This window comes from Streptomyces sp. NPDC002564, from assembly GCF_042889645.1.
GTDB lineage: Bacteria > Actinomycetota > Actinomycetes > Streptomycetales > Streptomycetaceae > Streptomyces.
The window spans coordinates 506,096-527,152 of sequence record NZ_JBIARE010000005.1 but is presented as its reverse complement, the minus strand read 5'-3'; the positions used below and the strand labels follow the sequence as shown (position 1 = coordinate 527,152).

General features: G+C 74.5%; 10 protein-coding genes. 3 read left to right on the top strand and 7 right to left on the bottom strand.

Annotated features, from left to right (window positions below; genetic code table 11):
- Positions 1–147 precede the first annotated feature (147 nt).
- Genes ACFYXE_RS21310 through ACFYXE_RS21300 form a run of 3 tightly spaced genes read right to left on the bottom strand, consistent with a single transcriptional unit; the run spans position 148 to position 3,872 of the window.
- The gene (locus ACFYXE_RS21310) at positions 148–1,515 is read right to left on the bottom strand and encodes an ATP-binding protein (RefSeq protein ID WP_389314533.1); all 1,368 of its coding nucleotides are present in this window, start codon (positions 1,513–1,515) and stop codon (positions 148–150) included.
- On the bottom strand, positions 1,515–2,216 hold the full coding sequence (locus ACFYXE_RS21305) for a response regulator transcription factor (protein ID WP_389314531.1): 702 nt from the start codon (positions 2,214–2,216) through the stop codon (positions 1,515–1,517). Before ACFYXE_RS21305 ends, ACFYXE_RS21310 begins: the two co-directional genes overlap by 1 nt.
- 45 nt (positions 2,217–2,261) lie before the next feature.
- Positions 2,262–3,872, bottom strand: coding sequence for an alpha/beta fold hydrolase (locus ACFYXE_RS21300; protein ID WP_389314529.1), 1,611 nt, complete (start codon positions 3,870–3,872; stop codon positions 2,262–2,264).
- Between the two features lie 397 nt (positions 3,873–4,269).
- Here ACFYXE_RS21300 and ACFYXE_RS21295 point away from each other — a divergent pair, with 397 nt between their 5' ends.
- The 3 genes from ACFYXE_RS21295 to ACFYXE_RS21285 are packed head-to-tail and all read left to right on the top strand — an operon-like array spanning position 4,270 to position 7,891.
- A complete protein-coding gene (locus tag ACFYXE_RS21295; protein ID WP_389314527.1) occupies positions 4,270–5,682 on the top strand; it encodes a family 2B encapsulin nanocompartment shell protein in 1,413 nt (470 codons plus the stop codon).
- Between the two features lie 35 nt (positions 5,683–5,717).
- Positions 5,718–6,986, top strand: a complete 1,269-nt coding sequence (locus tag ACFYXE_RS21290) for a family 2 encapsulin nanocompartment cargo protein terpene cyclase (RefSeq protein WP_389314524.1) — start codon at positions 5,718–5,720, stop codon at positions 6,984–6,986.
- A 17-nt stretch (positions 6,987–7,003) separates the two neighbouring features.
- On the top strand, positions 7,004–7,891 hold the full coding sequence (locus tag ACFYXE_RS21285) for a geranyl diphosphate 2-C-methyltransferase (protein ID WP_389314522.1): 888 nt from the start codon (positions 7,004–7,006) through the stop codon (positions 7,889–7,891).
- Between the two features lie 56 nt (positions 7,892–7,947).
- Here the strand turns inward: ACFYXE_RS21285 and ACFYXE_RS21280 are convergent, their stop codons facing one another.
- From ACFYXE_RS21280 to ACFYXE_RS21265, 4 genes are read right to left on the bottom strand one after another with little or no spacing between them, the layout of a single operon-like run.
- Positions 7,948–9,348: an MDR family MFS transporter gene (locus ACFYXE_RS21280; protein WP_389314520.1), complete on the bottom strand. Its 1,401-nt coding sequence runs from the start codon at positions 9,346–9,348 to the stop codon at positions 7,948–7,950.
- Positions 9,345–19,316 (bottom strand): amino acid adenylation domain-containing protein, encoded by a 9,972-nt coding sequence (locus ACFYXE_RS21275; protein ID WP_389314518.1) that lies wholly within the window; start codon positions 19,314–19,316, stop codon positions 9,345–9,347. The genes ACFYXE_RS21280 and ACFYXE_RS21275 overlap by 4 nt, the downstream gene beginning before the upstream one ends.
- 1 nt (position 19,317) lies before the next feature.
- Positions 19,318–20,103, bottom strand: coding sequence for an ABC transporter ATP-binding protein (locus ACFYXE_RS21270; protein ID WP_389314517.1), 786 nt, complete (start codon positions 20,101–20,103; stop codon positions 19,318–19,320).
- Positions 20,100–21,029, bottom strand: a complete 930-nt coding sequence (locus ACFYXE_RS21265; RefSeq protein ID WP_389314679.1) for a FecCD family ABC transporter permease — start codon at positions 21,027–21,029, stop codon at positions 20,100–20,102. Before ACFYXE_RS21265 ends, ACFYXE_RS21270 begins: the two co-directional genes overlap by 4 nt.
- Between the last annotated feature and the right edge of the window lie 28 nt (positions 21,030–21,057).

Below are 21,057 nucleotides of genomic sequence, written 5' to 3'. Positions count from 1 at the left end.
CCCGCTCCCGGTCCGACCATGCGTGTCTCGGTCCCCGAGATCATCGGTGAGACGGATGCCCCCATAAGGCGCGGAAGAAGGATGAAGGGTGACACGCCTGACGGGCGCCGGCGCGCCCCCGCGGGCCGTTCGGCGGGCACGTCGCCGTCAGGCGATGGGGCGCCTCCGTCGTGCCGTCGGGGCCGTCCGTCGGCCCGCGGGCCGCGCCGCGGGGGCCCCGGGCGGCAGGACGAAGCCGACCTCGGCGCCCCCGCCGTCGGCCCCGGTGGCGAAGACGGTGCCGCCGTCGGCGGTGACGATGTCGTGCACGATCGCGAGGCCGAGGCCGGAGCCGGGGGTCGCCTGGGTGCGCGGTCCGCGGTAGAAGCGGTCGAAGACGGCGTCGCGCTCGCCGGGGGCGATGCCGGGGCCCCGGTCGCGCACGGCGAGCCCGCGCCCCGCGACGTGCACGGTGATCGGCGTGCCCGCGGGGCTGAACTTCACGGCGTTGCTGAGCAGGTTGTCGACGCAGCGCTGCAGCGCGCGGGGCCGGGCCCGCACGGCCTCGGGCCCCTCGGTGGTGACGGTGATCGTGCGCCCGGTCCGCGTCCGGTGGCGCTCCGCGGTGTCCTCTGCGAGGCCCACCAGGTCGACGGCCGCCGGGTCCTCGTCGGTGTGGCGGTCGGTGGCGAGATCGACGAGCTCGCGGACGAGGTCGTCGAGGGCCGCCGTCTCGGTGACCAGGGTGGTGAGGATCTGCTCCTCGTCCCGGGGGTCGAGCCGGCCGCGGGCCCGCTGCAGGAGTTCGGCGCTCCCCCGCACCGAGGTCAGCGGGGTGCGCAGCTCGTGGCTCGCGTCCTGCACGAGCTGCTGCTGCTGGGCGCGGGAGCGGCGCAGGGCGGTGAGCATCGTCTCGAAGCTGCGGGTCAGCCGGCCGATCTCGTCGGTTCCGGCGGGCGGCAGGGCGGTGGACAGGTCCCGGGTGGCGGTGATGTGTCCGGTGGTACGGACGAGGTCGCGCACCGGGCGCAGGATCCGGCCCAGGACCAGCCAGCTGAGCAGCGCCGACAGGGCGAGGGCGGCCGCGGTGGTGCCGGAGACGCGCCACAGGAACGCGTCGTCGACGCGCGCGGCGCCCGCGTAGCTCTGGCCGACGGTGACCGCTCCCCCGCCGGGCAGCGGCCGGGTCAGGGTGCCGTACTCGGTGCCGTCGACGACGAGGTCCGCGCGGCTCTCCCCCTGCCCCGACCTGGCCACCCGCAGGGCCCCGGCGGACACCGGCAGCCGGGGCCCGCCGGGGGCCAGGGTGCGGACGGTCCCGTCGGCGGACAGCACCTGCTCGGTCATGTCGTCCCGGGGCGGCGGGGTCAGGTCGGCCGTGAGCAGCCGGACGGCGGTGTTCGCGCGGTCCTCCAGCCCCCGGTCGAGCTCGCCGGCGACCAGGTCGCTGACGCCGCGGTACGACATGACGGCGGCCAGGGCCATGGCGAGCGCGGCGGCCGCCACCGCGACGGCCGTGACCTTCGTACGCAGCATCAGGCGTCCCGGACCGTGTAGCCGACGCCCCGGACGGTGTGGATCAGCCGGGGCGCCCCGTCCTGCTCGGTCTTCTGCCGGAGGTAGCCGATGTAGACGTCCAGCGAGCGGGAGGTGGTGTCGAAGTCGTAGCCCCAGATGCGCTCGTAGATCCGGGAGCGGCCGAGCACCGTGCCCGGGTGGCACAGCAGGAGTTCCAGGACGTCGAACTCGGTCCTGGTCAGGTCGAGTTCACGCGTGCCGCGGAACGCCCGGCGCTGCTCCGGGTCGAGGCGCAGGTCGGCCACCGAGAGCGCGCCGCTCTCGATGGCCGCCGGGTCGGCGCGCCGGAGCAAGGCGCGGATCCGGGCGAGGAGTTCCTCGGTCGCGAAGGGCTTGGCGAGATAGTCGTCGGCGCCCGCGTCGAGGCCCGCGACCCGGTCGCCGACCTCGTGCCGGGCCGTCAGGACCAGCAGGGGCAGCCGGTCGCCGCGCCGGCGCAGCATGCGGCACAGGCCCAGGCCGTCGAGGCCCGGCATGACGACGTCCACCACGGCCAGGTCGGGCCGCTCCTGTTCGAGCAGGGGGAGGGCCTGCAGGCCGTCGGCGGCCGTCAGGACCCGGTACCCCTCGAACCGCAACAGCTGGTCCAGGGTGCTGCGCACCCCCGGATCATCCTCGACGACCAACACCGTCCGGGGCTGCCCCGTTTCCTCTGTCATGTGATCATTTTCGTCGGTGCCGGCCGAGGTCACGACACCGGCCCGTCAGGGGCGCACGGGCGCCACGGCGATCGGCGGGAGCGCGCGCAGGCAGGACGTGTCGCCCGGGTCGCCGGTGCGCAGGAAGCGCGTGGAGACGCCCGTCACGCAGCCGCTCTGTTCGAGTTCGGGGACGTGCCCGGTGTTGCGCACGGACAGGAACCGGCTGTCGTCGAACTGCCGTGCCGCCGCGCGTCCGTTGGCGTCCGGCGTGTTCGCGTCGAGGTCGCCGGAGAGCACCAGGACGGGGACGTCCGGCAGGGCGGGACGGGTCGGCTGGGGGTGCGGCGTGCCCTCGCGCGGCCAGCCGATGCACACGTCACCGCCGTCCGTGGGGCCCTCGTTGAAGCCCCGGGCGCCGAACGCGCCGTGCGCGCCGACTCCCGCGCCCGCGAGGGCCGCGCGGTACTGGCGCCACCGCTCGGCCCGCGGCGCGTCCTTCGACCACGCCTTGCGGTAGTCGTTGCACACGACGGCCACGTAGGGCGCCTGGTCCTCCTCGCCGCCCGAGGCCGCGTCCTCCCGGACGAGCGTGCGCAGCGGTCCGGGGTCGCCCGCGGCGAACCGGTCCAGTGCGTGGGGCAGCCGCCCCAGCAGGGACGGCTCCGCGGGGGCCAGGCCCACCTCGCGACTGGCGGCCTCGTAGAGGAGGTTGGCGAGCTTGCCCTCGGTGAACCGCACGCGGAACCGGCCGTGGCCGGTGGTGACCGGCACGGTCATCGGCCGGGCCCGCAGCCGCGTGGCCGTCGTGCCGAGGTCGCGCACGGCCTTCTTCCCGTCGCAGGCCACCGGCACGCTCCGCGCGCACACGCGCCGCAGGGACAGCGAGACGGCCTGCGCGCTGGGCCGCGCGAGCGGATCGAACCCGAGGGGGTAGGCGCCCGACAGCACCATGGACCGCACGCGGGTGGGGTGGCGGGAGGCGTACACCGGCATCAGGTAGGTGCCGTACGACAGGCCGTACAGGCTCAGTCGGCGCACGCCGACCCGGGCGCGGACGGCGTCGAGGTCGTCGGCGGTCGCCGCGGTCGTGTACGCGGCGGCCTTGGGGCCGAGGGTACGGGCGCAGCGCTCGACGGCGTCCCGCTGTGCGGCCCGGGTGCCGAAGCGGTACTCGGCGTCGCCGACCCCGCACGGCAGCCGCCCGGAGCGTCCGGTGCCGCGCGGGTCGACGAGCAGCAGGTCGTGGTCCTTCAGGAGGCCCGCGAGGGCCGGGGCGAACACCTCCGCCCGGTCGATCGCGACCTCACCGGGACCACCCGGGTTGACGGCCACGGTGCCCTTGGCCGGGCCGGGCCCGGCGTGCCGTACGACCGCGTAACTCACCTTGATCGTGCCGAGCCCGGGGCGGGCCGCGACCAGCGGGCGGTCCACGGAGCCGCAGTCGGTCCGGTGGCCGGGCACGGTGGGACACCAGCCGGGCGCCGTGCGTGCCGCGTCGGCCACGGCGGCGCGTGGCTCGGGTGCCGCGTGGGCGGTGGCCGGCAGCGCCGACGCCAGGACGGCCAGCACGCTCACGGCCAGTCCCGCGCGTCGCGCCCGGCGCATGCGCCTGTCCGTCGTGCGGTCCGTCATGCCCGCTCCTTCATTCATGTCCGCCGTCATGGCCGTCGTCATGTCCGCTCCTTCGTCCCTTCGGTACGAACACGACCTTGCCCGGCGCGTTTTACGGCTCCGGCAGAGTCATGGAAGAGCCGCGTAAGAATCCGCGCGGCGGGCCGAGGGGCGGCGCGGCGGCCCGCGTCCCACCGGCGGGAATCAGCCCCTCGCCGGGGCCATACGGCGCGCCTGGCCGAATCACGTCAGTACCCGGGCAAACATCGCGCGGCCGCGATCATCGTATCGAGTTAATGTCGGCGGCTTTCCTTGGTCCGGGTGGCGGGGCGGCCGTTACTGTCCTCCTGGATCTGGACGGATTCCCGTTCGTATACACCTCTTACCCCTGTTTCCCTCCTCTTGCCCGGTGGCGTCCGCAGACGTGCGCCACCGCACCCGACCAAGGAGAGCTCGCCCGATGACAGTTGATTCGAGCCCGGAGACGCGGCAGGACCAGCCGCGGCAGTCCAGCCTGGGCACGGCGGCCGCCCGCAACCTCGCGACCACGACCAAGTCCGCCCCGCAGATGCAGGAGATCACCTCGCGGTGGCTGCTGCGGATGCTGCCCTGGGTGGAGACCAAAGGCGGCGCGTACCGGGTGAACCGCCGGCTGACGTACACCGTCGGCGACGGGCGGGTGGACTTCATCCAGGACGGCGCCGACGTGCGGGTCATCCCCCGCGAGCTCGGTGAGCTGCCGCTGCTGCGCGGCTACGACGACGTGGAGGTGCTCCGCGCCCTCGCGGACCGGTGCGTGCAGCGCGACTTCGGGGCGGGCGAGACGCTGCTGTCGCGCGGCGCGCCCGCGGACAAGCTCCACCTGGTGGCCCACGGCCGCATCGGCCAGAGCTCCGTCGGCGCCTACGGCGACGAGGTCACGCTGGACGTGCTCGCCGACGGCGACCACTTCGGCGAGCACACGTTGCTGGACGAGGACGCCCGGTGGGAGGTCACCGCCACCGCGGAGACCTCGGGCACCCTGCTGACGCTCGCCCGGTCCGACTTCGAGGCCGTCCTGTCCTCCGCGCCGGGACTGCGGGCCCACGTCGAGGAGTTCAGGTCGCTCCCCCGCCAGCGGCAGAACCACCGCGGCGAGGCGGAGATCGCGATGTCCTCCGGCCACACCGGCGAGCACGAACTGCCCGGCGCGTTCGTGGACTACGAATCCAACCCCCGTGAGTACGAGCTGTCGGTCGCGCAGACCATCCTGCGGGTCCACACCCGGGTCGCCGACCTCTACAACGGGCCGATGAACCAGACCGAGGAGCAACTCCGGCTCACCATCGAGGCGTTGCGGGAGCGCCAGGAGCACGAGCTGATCAACAACAAGGAGTTCGGCCTGCTCCACAACGCCGACTTCAAGCAGCGCATCCAGCCGCACTCCGGCCCGCCCACCCCGGACGACCTGGACGAACTGCTCTGCCGCAGGCGCGGGTCGAAGTTCTTCCTCGCCCACCCCAAGACGATCGCGGCGATCGGGCGCGAGTTCAACGCGAGCGGTCTCTACCCGGACCACGTCGACCTCGGCGGCCAGCAGGTCCCGGCCTGGCGCGGCGTCCCGATCCTGCCCTGCAACAAGATCCCGATCACCAAGGAGAAGACCAGCTCGATCCTGGTCATGCGAACCGGCGAGGACAACCAGGGCGTCATCGGCCTGCACCAGACCGGCCTGCCCGACGAGTACGAACCGGGTCTCTCCGTCCGCTTCATGGGCCTCGACGAGCAGGCGATCACGTCCTACCTCGTCAGCACCTACTACTCCGCCGCCATCCTCGTGCCCGACGCGGTCGGCGTGCTGGAGAACGTGCAGATCGCCCGCTGGCCCAAGTAGCGGACCCGGCCGCCCACCCCACCTAGGAGCCAAGGATGCCCGCGCCCGAGCCGACACCACCTCAGTCGAGCCCGCCCGGGGCCACCGCCGACGCCGGGGCGCAGGTCCTCGCCGCCGCCGCGGCCCGCGCCCGTGACATCGGGGCCGCACTCGGCACCCGGCCCGCCGCCCCGCCGCCGGCCGCCGGGGTGTCCTCGCCCGGCGTCGACCTGGAGCGGATCCTGCGCGGCCCCCGTGGCCTCGGCACGGCGGGCCTGCGCCTGGTCCCCGCGCAGGCCCCCGCCGACCCGCCCACGCCGCCGCGGGAACCGCCCGCCGCCGCGCAGGGCAGGCCGATCCCCGGCCTGTACCACCACCCGGTGCCCGAGCCCGACCCGGTGCGGGTCGCCGAGGTCAGCCGCCGCATCAAGGACTGGGCGCTGGACGAGGTGTCCCTGTACCCGGACGACTGGGAGGAGGAGTTCGACGGATTCTCCGTCGGCAGCTACATGGTCGGCTGCCATCCGGACGCGCCCAGTGTCGACCACCTGATGCTCGCCACCCGCCTGATGGTGGCCGAGAACGCGGTGGACGACTGCTACTGCGAGGACCACGGAGGCTCGCCCGTCGGGCTCGGCGGACGCCTCCTGCTCGCCCACACCGCGCTCGACCCGCTGCACACCACGCGGGAGTACGCGCCGCACTGGGCCGAGTCGCTGCACGCGGACGCGCCCCGGCGCGCCTACCGCTCCGCCATGGAGTACTTCGTGCGGGCGGCGAGTCCCTCGCAGACCGACCGGTACCGGCACGACATGGCGCGGCTGCACCTGGGCTACCTCGCCGAGGCCTCCTGGGCCCAGGAGGACCGGGTACCGGAGGTGTGGGAGTACCTGGCGATGCGCCAGTTCAACAACTTCCGCCCCTGCCCCACCATCACCGACACCGTCGGCGGCTACGAACTGCCGGCGGACCTGCACGCACAGCCCGCCATGCAGAAGGTCATCGCGCTCGCGGGGAACGCGACGACCATCGTGAACGACCTGTACTCGTACATGAAGGAACTCGACGCTCCCGGCCGCCACCTGAACCTGCCGGTCGTCATCGCGGAACGTGAGGGGCTGTCCGACCAGGACGCCTATCTGAAGTCGGTCGAGGTCCACAACGACCTCATGCACGACTTCGAGACCGAGGCCGCCGCCCTCGCCGCCGACTGTCCCCTGCCGGGCGTGCAGCGCTTCCTGCGCGGCGTGGCCGCCTGGGTCGACGGCAACCACCACTGGCATTGCACCAACACCTATCGCTACAGCCTGCCCGACTTCTGGTAGGAAGAATGGACGCATCTGTGACCAGCACCGAACTCACCGCCACCACCGCCGGCACGCCGCTGTACATCCCGGGCCCCGCGACGCCCTATCAGGGTGACATCGCCCGCTACTGGGACGGCGAGGCCAGGCCGGTGAACCTGCGCCTGGGCGATGTCGACGGTCTCTACCACCACCACTACGGCATCGGTGCCGTCGACCGTGCCGCGCTCGGCGACCCCGCCGACAGCGAGAGCGAGAAGCGTCTGGTGGCCGAGCTGCACCGGCTGGAGTCGGCGCAGGCCGAGGTCCTCCTGGACCACCTCGGCGACATCGGGCGCGAGGACACCCTGGTGGACGCCGGGTGCGGCCGGGGCGGTTCGATGGTGATGGCCCACCAGCGCTTCGGCTGCAAGGTCGAGGGCGTCACGCTCTCCGCCAAGCAGGCCGACTTCGCCAACCGGCGGGCCCGCGAACTGCACATCGAGGACCATGTGCAGGCCCGCGTCTGCAACATGCTCGCCACTCCCTTCGAGACCGGCCAGGCCGCCGCCTCGTGGAACAACGAGTCGAGCATGTACGTCGACCTGCAGGACCTCTTCGCCGAGCACTCCCGCGTCCTGGAGGTCGGCGGCCGGTACGTGACCATCACCGGCTGCTGGAACCCCCGGTACGGCCAGCCCTCGAAGTGGGTCTCCCAGATCAACGCGCACTTCGAGTGCAACATCCACTCGCGCCGGGAGTACCTGCGCGCGATGGCGGACAACCGCCTGGTGCCGCAGGCCGTCATCGACCTCACCCCGGACACGCTGCCCTACTGGGAGCTGCGGGCCACCTCGTCGCTGGTCACCGGCATCGAGGAGGCGTTCATCAACTCGTACAAGGACGGGTCGTTCCAGTACGTGCTGATCGCGGCCGACCGCGTCTGAGCCGACACGGATCGCGGGGGCCGGGCACCACACACCCGGCCCCCGTGGCCGTCGTCCTACGGTGTCCGCGCCCGCGTGCGCGGGAGCCGGGTCGCGCCCGCGGCGGCGAGCAGGCAGAAGCCGAGCACCCACCAGAAGGTGTCGGCGAACGCCGCGGAGACGTCCGCTCCCCGGGCGGAGAGCCGGTTCTCCAGGACGACCGCCAGGGCCGCCGTGCCGACCGAACCGCCCACGGTGTTCAGGAGGTTCAGCGCTCCCGACGCGCGCGGCAGGTGTTCCGGCTCGATGCGGCTGTAGACGATGTTCATCACCGGCGCGCCGATCATCGCCATGCCGACGCCGCGCACCACGAGCGCCGCGACGATCACGGCGTCCGGCGGCTGGTGGCCGAGCTGGGTGAACGGGACGGTGCCCGCGAGGATCAGCACGATGCCGACGACCACCAGGGTGCGCGGCGCCACCTTGTCGATGGTGCGGTTGACCAGGACCGATCCGGCCGCCGCGCCCAGGCCCTGGGGCGCGAGCAGCAGTCCTGCCTCCCACGCCGACAGATCCCGCCCGGTCTGGAAGTACAGCGGCAGCAGGAACGTCGTGCCGAACACCGACGCGCCGAGGACGAGCAGCGCGAGAGCGGCGGCCCCGAACGGCGGCCGGGCGAACAGGCGCGGGTCGACCAGCGGGGTGCCGCTGGTGCGCAGCCCGTGCACGGCGAAGCCCGCGAGCATCGCGAGGCCCGCCGTCACACCGATCGCGGCCGGCACGTCCCGCCCGTGGGCGACCTCGGTCAGCCCGTACACCAGGACGGCGAGGCCGGGCGAGAGCAGCGCGGCGCCGCGCAGGTCGAACGCCGTGCGCCGGGCCGCGGGCGGCACCACGGGCACGTACGTGCGGGCGAGCACCACGGCGACCAGGCCGATGGGCAGGTTGACGAGGAACAGCCAGGGCCAGGACGCCACGGCGAGGATGGTGCCGCCGGCCAGCGGGCCGAACACCGGCGAGAGCAGCGGCACGACGGCGACGACGCTGATGACGCGGCCGGTGCGGTGGCGTCCGGCGATGCGGGCGAGCAGGGCCTGTCCGGTGGCGGGCAGCAGTCCGCCGCCGAGGCCCTGGATCACCCGGAACACGATCAGGCTGGGCGCCGACCAGGCCAGGGCGCACAGCACCGAGCCGAGCAGGAAGACGCCCACCGCGGCGAGCCAGGTCCGCCGGCCGCCGAAACGGTCGGCCAGCCAGCCGGACGCGGGCACGGCGGCGACCACGGCCAGCAGGTAGGCGGTGCTCACCCACTGGATGTCGGCGACGGAGGCGTCGAACTCCTCGGTGAGGCGGTCGATCCCGACGCTGACGATCGTGGCGTCCAGGGTGGCCATGAAGGTGCCGAGCACCAGGATGAACGCGATCCGCAGCAGTTGTCCGTCCACCCGCTCGGGCGGTGGCGCGACCTGGCCGGTCATCGGGCCTCCAGGAGGTGGCGCACGTCGTGGTCGAGGTGCTGCTCCAGCGTGCGGAGCAGGTCGAGCAGCTCGTCGGCGAGGCCGGTGACGTCCACGCCGGCCCGGTGGGCGAGCACTCCGGTCCAGCCCTCGCCGTCCGGCATGACGGTCAGGGTGACCGGGTGGTGGGTGGACTCGCGGAAGCGGGTGCCGACGACGGTGAGCCCGGGGGCGGGTTCACGCAGGCGGTCCGGGTCGACGGGGTAGTTCTCGAAGACGACGAGGCTGTCGAACAGCCTGCGTCGTCCGGTCAGCCGCTCCAGGTCGGTGAGGGCGACGTGGTGATGTTCCACCAGGGCCCGCTGTCCGGCCTGCAGCCCGGTGAGCGTGTCGGCGAGGGTGCCGGTGAGGCGGGCGCGGACCGGCACGGTGTTGGCGAGCAGGCCGACGATCTCCTCGACGCCCGCCAGCTCCGGGGGACGGCAGGCGACCATCGCGCCGAAGCAGACGTCCGACCGGCCCGAGCGCCGCGCGAGCAGCACCGACCACGCGCCCTGCACCAGGGTGTTGCGGGTCCATCCGCGCCGGGCGGCGAGCCGGGAGAGACGGGCCACGAGGTCCGCGTCGAACGTGAGGAGTTCGGGCTCCTGCCAGGCCGGTCCGGCCTCGCCCGACGACAGGTAGTCCCCTTCGGGCAGGCCGTCCAACTCGGTCGCCCAGGTGTCGATTTCGGGCTCGTTGTCGGCGCGCCAACGCAGGTAGTCGCCGAACGGTACGGGCGCGGGCAGGTCCGGTGCCGCACCGCGGACCCGGGCCGTGTAGAGGTCGAACAGCTCGGCGAGCATGCGCGGCGCCGACCAGCCGTCGGAGAGCACGTGGTGGCTGGTCATGACCAGGTCGGCACGGTCGGGTCCGGTCCGCACGACGGTCAGCCGCAGCAGCGGCCCGCGGGCGAGGTCGAACCCTTCGGCCAGGTCGGCCGCGAGGACCGGCCCGGCCGGGCCCTCCACGACACGGAACTCCGGCCGGGGCTCCTTGGGGATCACCGCGAGGTCGGCGGGGAACACGGCGCCCAGGTTCGGGTGGCGGGCCATCAGGTCGGCGCCCGCGGCGTCCAGCGCGTCGAGGTCGAGCGGGCCCGCCAGGGAGAACGCCGACTGCACGGTGTACGGGTCGGGGTGCTCGGTGCGCGCGTGCCGCAGCATCACCTCCTGCAGCGGGGTGAGCGGCTGGATCTCGGCGACGGGCCGGTCGCCGTCCAGCGCGCTGATCTCCGGGGCGGCCGCGAGGTCCAGGAGCGCGGTGCGCAGGCAGGCGCCCAGGTCCGCCACCTCGGCCTCGGTGAACAGGGCGGCGGGCCAGGTGATCCGCACCCCGAGCGCGTCGTCGCGGACCAGCGCGTTGACCATCAGGCTGTGCGGCAGGGGCAGTTCGCCGGTGCCGCCGGAGCCGAGCGGGTCGGCGTCGGGGGCGGGCCGCCAGGGGGTCTCGTCGGCGGGGGCACCGGGGAACTGTCCGAGGTAGTTCCAGGCGAGCTCCGGCTCGACCGGGTCGAGCAGGCCGGCCGAGGTGAGGATGCCGTGGCCGAGGGCGTCGCCCTGGGCCCGCAGCCGATCCCTGACCGCCCGCACGTCGTCGTCCGCGTCGAGGCGTACGGGGTGCACCGCGGTGAACCAGCCGACGGTCTGGGACAGGTCGACGTGCTGGGGGCGGCCGTGGCTCTCCAGGGCGACGAGCACCCGGGGAGTGCCGCGCCAGGCCCGGACCGCCCGGCCGAGCGCGGTCAGGAGGACGGCGTCGGGGGTGCTGCGGTGGGCGGCGGGCAGGGTGGTGATCAGGGCGCGGGTGGCGTCGGTGTCGAGCCGGATCTCGTGGTGCCGCGCGGTGGCCACGGTGTCCCTGGCCGGGTCGAGGGGTGCGGCGAGGGCGGGGGTCGCGGTCATCCGGCGCCAGTGCGGGAGTTCGGCGGTGCGGTCGGCCTCGCGCAGAGCGCGGGCCCAGCCGAGGAAGGACTGGCCGTGCCGGGTCAGTTCGCCGCCGGCGTACGCGTGCGCCAGGTCGTCGAGGAGGACGCGCCAGGACACGCCGTCGGCGACGAGGTGGTGGGCGAGCAGGGCGAGCCGGCCGGGCCGGTCGGGTCCCGCGTCCACCCAGACGGCGCGCAGCAGCGGGCCGGTGCGCGGGTCCATGGTGTCGCGGGCCTCGGCGATGTGGGCGTCGACCAGGGCGCGCGGTTCACCGTCCGTGACGCCGACGCAGGTCAGCACGTCGGCCGCGGTCACGGCGCCGGCCGCGGGGATGTGCAGGACGTCGTCGCCGAGGCGGGCGCGCAGCACGTCGTGCCGGGCCAGGACGGCGTCGAGCACGGCCCGCCAGGTGGCGGCGTCGCCGCCCGGCGGGACGCAGATCTCCACCCACTGGCAGAAGCCGTCGGCGGCGGTGCCCGCGCGGCGCAGCAGGTCCCGCATGATCGGGGTGAGCGGGGCGTCGCCGGTCGCCGGGGCGTCGCCGGCGTCGAGGGCGCGGGCGCGGGCCGCGATGCCGGCGACGGTGGCCCCCTCGAAGACGTCGCGGGCGGTGAGGCCGAGACCCTGGCGCCGGGCCCGGGAGACCACTTGGAGGGACACGATGCTGTCGCCGCCGATGGCGAAGAAGTCGTCGTCGGGTCCGACGGCGTCGGTGCCGAGGACGTCCCGGAAGACGCCGATCAGGATCTCCTCGGCCTCGGTGGCCGGTGCGCGGCGGGCCGCGACGGCGGTCTCGGGGGCGGGCAGCGCGGCGGGGTCGAGCTTGCCGCTGGGGCTCAGCGGCAGCCGGTCGATCGGGACGAGGACGGTCGGGACCATGTGGTCGGGCAGTTCCGCGGCCAGGTACTGGCGGATCCGCGCGGGGTCCGGGTCGGCGCCGTCGGTCGGGATGACGTAGCCGACGAGGCGGTTGTCGCGCACGATCACGGCGCAGGCGCGGACGTCGGGGTGAGCGGTCAGCGCGGACTCGATCTCGCCGAGCTCGACGCGGAAGCCGCGGACCTTGACCTGGTGGTCGACGCGGCCGAGGAAGACGAGGTGCCCGTCGGGCCGCCAGCGCACCAGGTCGCCGGTGCGGTACATGCGCTCGCCGGGCGGCCCGAACGGGTCGGCGACGAACCGTTCCGCGGTCAGGCCGGGGCGGCCGAGGTAGCCGCGGGCCAGGCTCGGTCCCGCGAGGTGGAGTTCGCCGGTGACGCCGACGCCGACGGGCTGGAGGCCGCTGTCGAGGACGTAGGCGCGGACGTGCGGGTCGGGCAGGCCGATCGGCAGCGGACCCGCGTCGTCCGGGTCGTAGTGCCAGGTCACGGAGTTGATGGTGACCTCGGTCGGGCCGTAGGCGTTGAAGAACGCCCGGCGGCCCCGGCCCCAGCGGCGGGCCAGCTCGGGGTCGAGCCGTTCGGCGCCGACGACGAAGAACACGTCGGGGTCGACGGTGCGGTCGTCGGGCATGGCGGCGAGGAAGGACGGCAGCAGGTTCACGCCGGTCACCCGGTGTTCGACGATGTAGTCGAGGAGTTCGTCGCCGGGGACGCGCACCTCCTCGGGCGCGATGACGGAGGTGCCGCCGGACAGCAGCGGCACCATGGTCTGCCAGAACGCCACGTCGAAGCTGGTCGACGCGAAGTGCAGGTACCGGTCGTGCTCGGTGACGCCGACGACCTCCTCCTGCAGCGCGATCAGGTCGGGCACGCCCCGGTGGGTGACGCCGACGCCCTTGGGGCGCCCGGTGGTCCCGGAGGTGTAGATGACGTACGCGAGCGCGTCGTCGGTGAGCCGGGCGCGGGCGTCGGCCGGGTCGGTGTCCGGGGCGTCGGCGAGGGTGGCGGGGTCGTCGATGCGCAGTACCGGCAGTTCGCGGGCGACGGGGAGGGCGGCGCCGGTCGACACGACGGCGGCGGGGACGATGTCGTCGAACATGTACGCGAGGCGCTCCCGCGGGTAGCTCGCGTCCATCGGCACGTACACCGCGCCCGCCTTGGCGACGGCGAACAGCGCCACGGTCATCTCGATGTCGCGTCCGAGCAGGACCGCGACGGGGTCCTGGGGGCGTACGCCGTGCGCGATCAGCGCGTGGGCGAGGCGGTTGGCCTCGCGGTCCAGCTCCCGGTAGGTCAGGCTGCGGTCGCGACAGACCAGCGCCTCGGCGTCGGGCTTGCGGTCCACCCAGGCGGCGAACTCCGTCAGCCAGGGGCCGCGGACCTTGGCGGGGACGGTCCCAGTGCCGGTGCGCAGGATCCGGGCGCGCTCCTCGGCGTCCAGCGCGGGCAGCGCGAGCGCGGGCCGGGCCGGGTCGTCGACGAGCTCCCGCAGCAGGTTGTGCAGCCAGCGGCCGTAGTCGCGCACGGCGGAACCGGTGAAGGCGCGCGGCTGGTAGCCGAGGCCGATGGTGATCTCGTCGTCGGGGATGACGATGACGGTCAGGGCGTAGTGGGTGGCGTCGGTGATGTCGACGCCGGCCAGGTCGAGCCCGGGGGCGAGCGGAGTGCGCGTGCGGCTGGAGAGCGGGAAGTTCTCCATCACCAGCATGGTGTCGAAGAGTTCGCCGATGCCGACGGCCCGCTGGATCTCGGGGAGCCCCACGTGGTGGTGCTCGGCGAGCGCGACGCTCTCGGCGTGCACCTGGGCCATGAGGTCGCGGGCGCTCTGGTCCTGGGTGTGCCGCACGCGCACCGGGATGGTGGTGCCGAGCTGGCCGATCATCGACTCGACGCCGTCGACCTCGGCGGGCCGTCCGGAGACGGGGCAGCCGAAGACGACGTCGCGGCGCCCGGTGAGGCGGCCGAGCAGCAGTCCCCACGCGGTCTGCAGGACCGTGGTGAGGGTGACGCCCTGTTCGCGGGCGAAGGCGCGCAGACGGTCGCTGAACTCACGGCCGAGGGCGACCGTTTCACGGCCGGGCCGCTCCACGCCGGTGCCGTGGCCGGCGGGGGCGAGCCGGGTCGCGTCGTCGACGCCGGCCAGCGCGGCGCGCCACGCGGCGACGGACGCGTGGTGGTCGCGTGCGGCGAGCCACCGGAAGTACGCGGACAGGGGCGGGGCCGCGGGGACGGCGGGGCCGCCGCTCAGCTCGGCGTAGAGGGCGAGCAGGGTGCGGCCGACGAGCGGCATGGACCAGCCGTCGAGCAGCGCGTGGTGGTTGGTGATGACCAGCTTGTGCTCGCCGGGTCCGACCCGGGACAGCAGGAAGCGGATCAGCGGCGGGCGGGCCGGGTCGAAGGGGCGCTCCAGGTCGGCGCGGGCGGCTTCGGGGAACGTGTCGTCCCGCCGCCAGTCCAGCGCCACGTCGGCGGGGATCACCTGGACGACGTCGTCGCCAGCCGCGCCCAGGTACACCCGCAACGCGGGCTGCCGGCGCAGGAGTTCGCGGGCGGCCTGTTCCATCCGCTCGGGGACGAGGTCGCCGACGAGGGTGGTGACGGCCTGGACGACGTAGACGTCGGCGTCCTGGTCGTCGCGGACCAGGGTGTGGAAGGAGAGGCCGACCTGGAGCGGGGTGGCGGGCAGCACGTCGGCGATGCGGCCGGTGCGTTCCAGGGCGTCGATGGCGAGCTGGTCGAGGTCGACGAGCGGCAGGTCCGAGGGGGTGAGTCCGCCGGTGGTGTGCTCGGCGTGCCCGGCCAGGGCGTCCAGTGCGGCGGCCCAGGCGTGCTGCAGGGCGGTCACGGCGTCGGCGCCGAGGATCTCGCTCGCCGCGGTCCACTCGACGGCGAGCCGGGGCGTGCCCTCCTCGTGGACGAAGCAGTTGAGGGCGAGGACCTGTTCCAGCGCCTTGGCGCCGGGTTCGACGACGGAGAACGCGTCCCGTTCGGGCAGGCGCCATCCGGTGCCGGGCAGCGAGCCGAACCGGCCGAGGTAGTTGAGCAGCACGTCCGGCGGCGGGACGGCCGCGAATCCGGGGGCGGTCGTCGGGTCGAGGTGGCGCAGGACGCCGTAGCCGATGCCGCCGTCGGGGACCCCGCGCCGGGCCTCCTTGGCCGCGCGGAGCACCTGCCCGACGCCTTCGGCCCGGGGGACGCGCACCGGGTACTCGCTGGTGAACCAGCCGACGGTGCGGGACAGGTCGAGGTGTTCGCGGCCGTGTCCCTCCATCGACACGGTGACCGCGTCGCCCGGGACGCCCCACTCCCGCAGGGCCAGCACGAGGGCGGCGAGGAGGACTTCGTCGACTCCGGCGCGGTAGGCGGCGGGCAGCGTGGTGAGCAGGGCCTCGGTGACCTCGGGCGAGGCGACGGTGACCGACTGGCGGGCGGTCGACACGGTGTCGCGCGCCGGGTCGAGGGGGCGGGGGCCGAGCCGGGTCGCGGCGTCCAGGGCGGTGCGCCAGTGGGCGAGTTCGCCGCGGCGGGCGCCGCTCTCGCCCTGTTCGGCGAGGAGCAGGGCGTGCCGTCGCCAGGACGCGCCGGTCCCTTCGAGGGCGGTGCCGGTGCAGGCGGCGTGCAGGTCGGGGAGCAGGATGCGCCAGGACACGCCGTCCATGGCGAGGTGGTGCACGACGACGACGAGGCGGTCGGGGGTGCCGTCGCCGGTACGGAGCAGGGCCGCGCGCAGCAGGTCGCCGGAGGCCGGGTCGAGTTGCCCGGCCAGCCGGTGGGCCAGGGCGGTGGCGTCCTCGCCGTGCACCTCGTCGACGACGGCGCGTGCCGTGCCGCGGGGCAGCACCTCGAGGCCGTCGGCCACGCGCAGCCGCAGCGCGTCGTGGTGGTCGAGCACGGCCTGGACGCCCGCGACCAGCTCGTCGCGGGTGAGCGCGTCGACGCGCAGGGCGGTCCACTGGGCGTAGGCGGCGACGGTGTCCACGTCCGGGTGCGGGTCGAGCAGACCCCGCACGATCGGTGGCGCCGGGACGGGTCCCGTCGGGTCGTCCGCCGGGCCCGCGACGTCCTCGACCAGGTCGGCGGAGGCGGCGAGGGCGGCGAAGCTGCGGCGGGCCAGCAGGTCGCGCGGCCGCAGTTCCAGGCCCTTGGCCCGCAGGCGGCTGCTGATGGTGATGGCGGTGATGCTGTCACCGCCGAGGGTGAAGAAGTCGTCGTCCACGCCGACGCGTTCGACCTCGAACACCTCGGCGAGGACGGCGCACAGGAGCCGCTCCCGCTCGGTGCTCGCCTCCCGGCCGCCGGCCGCGGTCGCGGGGGCGGGCAGGGCAGCGCGGTCGAGCTTGCCGTTGGTGGTGACCGGCAGGGCGTCGAGGACCACGACGACGGCGGGCACCAGGTGGTCGGGCAGCCGTTCGGCGAGTCGGGCGCGCACGGCGTCGCCGGTGACGGTGCCGGACACGACGTACCCGATGAGGCGGGACGCGCGGACGGTGGCGGCGGCGGCCGTGACGCCGGGCAGGGCGCCGAGGGCGGCCTCGACCTCGCCGGTCTCCACGCGGTGGCCGCGGATCTTGACCTGCCCGTCGCCTCGGCCCAGGTATTCCAGGCCCCGGCCCGGCACCCAGCGGGCGACGTCGCCGGTGCGGTACATCCGGTCGCCGGGGGCGCCGAAGGGGTCGGCGACGAAGCGTTCGGCGCTCGCGCCGGGCCTGCCGAGGTAGCCGCGGGCCAGGTGCGGTCCGGCGAGGTACAGCTCGCCGGACCTGCCGTGCGGCACCGGCCGCAGGGCGCTGTCCAGGACGTAGGCGCGGGTGCCCGCGAGGGGGTCGCCGATGGTCGGTTCGCCGGTGTCGATCCGGGCGGTCGTGGCGTCGACGGTCGCCTCGGTGGGGCCGTAGATGTTGCGCGCGGTGGTGCCGGACGCGGCGATCCGCCGCCACAGGGCGGGCGGCGTCGCCTCGCCGCCGAGGACCAGGAGGGTGGGCCGCAGGTCGAGGAGGCCGCCGTCGATGAGGGGCGTGGCCATGGACGGCGTGGTGTCGACGACGTCGATGCCGTCGCGGGCGTAGGCGGCGAGCAGGGCGTCGGCGTCGCGGATGGTCTCGGCGTCGTAGACGTGCAGTTCGTGGCCGCACAGCAGCCACACCAGGTGGTCGAAGGCGGAGTCGAAGGCGAACGAGTAGGTGTGCGAGACGCGCAGGCGTCGGCCCGCGGCGGACCGGGCCTCGGCGACGACCGTCGACCGCTGGTGGTGCAGCAGCGAGGCCAGTCCGCCGACCCGGCCGAGCACGCCCTTGGGACGGCCGGTGGAGCCGGAGGTGTGGATGACGTAGGCGAGGTGCTCGGGGTGGCGGGGCGCGGCGAGTTCGCCGTCGGTCAGCGGGGCGCCGGACAGCGTGGCGGACTCGGCGAGCAGGGTGGACCAGGGCAGCCCGTCGATCACGTCGGTGGCGGTCAGGACGAGCGCGGGGCGGGTGTCGGCGACGAGGTCGTGCAGGCGCTCGGGCGGGTACGCGGTGTCCAGGGGCAGGAACGCGGCGCCCGCGTCGAGGACCGCGAGGAGGGCGACCACGGAGTCGGCCGAGCGGGGCAGGGCGAGGGCCACGACGTCGTCGGTGCCGATGCCGCGGGCCCGCAGCGCGCGGGCGACGCGGTGCACCCGGTCGGCCAGGGCGGCGGCGGACAGCCGGTCCGCGCCGCACACGAGGGCGGTGGCCGCGGGGTCGGCGGCGACGGTGGCGGCGAAGGCTGTGGGCAGGTCGACGGGGGTGCCGGGCAGGGCGGGCGGGGACCAGGCGGCGAGGACGCGGTCCGCGTCGTCGGCCAGGGTGATCCGGCCGGCCGGCCGCCCGTCGACGAGCCCGGACACCAGGGCACGCAGGCCGGACAGCAGGGCGTCGACGGAGGCCTGGTCGTGGGTGCGGGCGTCGACCTCGAAGCCGAGGAGCAGTCCGCCGTCGCGGGCGGGCAGCACGCTCAGGCCCATGTCCTCGGGCGGGCCGCCCGCGACGTTGCGCATCACGCCGCTGGATCCGGCGAAGTCGAGTGCCAGGTCGAAGGCCTTGAGGTTGATGCCGCGGCCGTGCAGCAGCGCGCCCGCGCCGGGCACGCCGAGGTCGCGGGGCAGGTCCTCGCCGCGGTAGCGCTGGTGGTCGCGCATCTCCTTCATCGCGGTGGCGACCCGGTGGGCGAGCTCCGTGAGGCCGTCGGCGGGGTGCACGCGGACGCGCAGCGGCAGGACGTTGACCGCCATCGCGGGGGTGCGCAGGGCCACCGAGCCGGTCCGGCACATCAGGGGCAGCGCGAACACGACGTCGGTGCGGCCCAGCATGCGGTGCAGGAAGGCGGCGTAGCAGGCGATGAGCGCCTCGCCCCAGGTGACGCCCTGTGCGTCGGCGAAGGCGCGCAGCCGGGCCGTCTCCTCGGGGGTGAGGGCGGCGCGGGCGGTCAGGGTGCGGTCGGGCGTGCCCCCGGCGGTGTCCGTCTCGCCGGTGTCGGGGAGCGGGGTGAAGCGTTCGACCCAGTACGCCCGGTCCTCGGTGAAGCGGTCGCTCTCGCGGTAGGCCCGGTCGGCGGCGACGAGGGCGGCGAAGGAGCCGAAGGTGGACGGGCGCGGCGCGGTGCCCCGCACGAGGGCGGTGTAGCGGGCGGCCGTGCGGCGGGCGAGCATCGCGGCGGTGTAGCCGTCGAAGACGAGGTGGTGGCCGAGCTGGGTGTACCAGACCTCGCGGTCGGAGAGCCGGATGACGGTACGGGCGTACAGCGGCCGGTCCACCATGCCCCGGCAGGCGGCGCCCGCCCGGGCGCGTTCGGCGTCGACGAGCGCGTGGGCGGCGGCGACGGGGTCGGCCTCCGCGGTGAGGTCGACGACCTCGGGCGGCGCGACCGGTTCCGCGCTGATCTCCTGGCGCGGCCCCTCGGGGGTGTCGTGGATCCGCAGCCGCAGCGTCTCGGCCTCTTCGGTGGTCGCGCGGACCGCCTCGACCAGCGCGTCGACGTCGACGGGTCCGCCGCCGGATATCTCCACCACGTCGCCGACCACGTAGTACGGCGAGTCGGGCTCCAGGCGCTGCGCGTGCCAGATGCCCAACTGGGCTCCGGTCAGGGCGAGCAGGCCGTCCGAGGAGGCGCTTGCGGTGCTCAACTTACTCTCCTTGAAGTGTGGGGACGACCATCGGCGTATCGGTCACCGGGTCGGGGACGATGACGCTCGGCAGGTCGAACACGTCCTTGATCAGCGCGGCGTCCACGATGTCCCCGGGGTCGCCCTCGGCGATCACCCGGCCGTCCTTCATGGCGACCAGGTGGTCGGCGAAGCGGCACGCCTGGTTGATGTCGTGCAGGACGGCGATGACCGTGCGGCCCTCGTCGCGCAACCTGGCCAGCAGGCCGAGCAGTTGGTACTGGTGGGTGATGTCGAGGAACGACGTGGGTTCGTCGAGCAGCAGGTAGGGCGTCTGCTGGGCGAGCACCATGGCCATCCACACCCGCTGGCGCTGTCCGCCGGACAGTTCCTGCACGGGCCGGTCGCCGAGGTCCTCGACACCGGCGGCGATCATCGCCCCGGTGACGGCGGCCTCGTCGTCCGGCGACCAGAGGGCGAGCAGGGACTGGTGCGGGAAGCGGCCGCGGCCCACGAGTCGGCGGACCTTGATGTCGTCGGGGGCCAGCGGGTCCTGGGGCAGGAAGCCGAGTTGCTTGGCGAGGGCCTTGGCCGGGTAGCCCGCGACCTCGCGGCCGTCGAACTCCACGTGCCCCTCGTCGGGGCGCAGGAGCCGGACGAGTGCGCGCAGCATCGTCGACTTCCCGCAGGCGTTGGGGCCGACGATGGCGGTGAACTTGCCGTCGGGGACGTCGAGGCTGAGCCGCGTGGACACCACCCGGTCTCCGTAGCGCAGGGTGATGTCCCGTGCGGTCAGGCGTGCGGTCACGCGCGCCCCACCTCCTTGGTGAGCAGCCAGATCAGATAGCAGCCGCCGATCGCGGTGCTCACCACGCCGACCGGCAGGGCGACGGGCGCCAGCAGCATCTGGGCGAGCAGGTCGGCGCCTTGGAGCAGCACGGCGCCGGTGAGCGCGGCGGGGAGCAGCGGGATGCCGGCCGCGCCCGCGAGTCTGCGGCCGATCTGCGGGGCGGCGAGGGCGATGAACGCGATCGGTCCGGCGACGGCGGTCACCGTGGCGGTGCAGCCGACGCCGACCAGGACCATGAGCAGGCGCAGCCGGTTGAGGGCGACGCCGGTGGTCACCGCGACGGCGTCGCCGAGCGCGGCCTGGTGCATGGCGTGGGCCCGCGAGGCGATCAGCGCGAGGAGCACGGCGATCACCGTGAAGGGGATCCCCAGGTCCTCCCAGCCGATCCCGGCCAGGGAGCCCGCGCTCCAGCCGACCGCGGCGATGGCCACCTCCAGATCGGCGCGGAGCACGATCCACGAGTTGACGGCGGTCACCATCGCGTTGACGGCGATGCCGATGACCACGAGCCGCAGCCCGGAGAAGCCTCGGTCGAACGAGAGCAGGTAGATGACGCCCGCGACGACCAGGCCGCCGACGACCGAGCCGGTGGCCAGTTGGGCGGAGGTGCCCGACAGGACGGTGAGGGCGATCAGGGCGCCGGTGTAGGCGCCCGCGTCCAGGCCGATCACGTCGGGGCTGCCCAGCGGGTTGCGGGTGAGGTTCTGGAAGAGGGCTCCGGCCACGCCGAGCGCGGCGCCGAAGACGAGTCCGGCCAGCACCCGGGGCAGCCGCCAGTCGGAGATGACCACGGAGGGTTCGGTGCCGCTCAGTGCGCCGAACACCTCGTCCGGCGTGGACCAGGAGGCGCCGTAGCAGAGCCCGAGCAGGCCGAGGCCGAGCATGAGGGCGGCGAGTGTCGCCACCAGGACG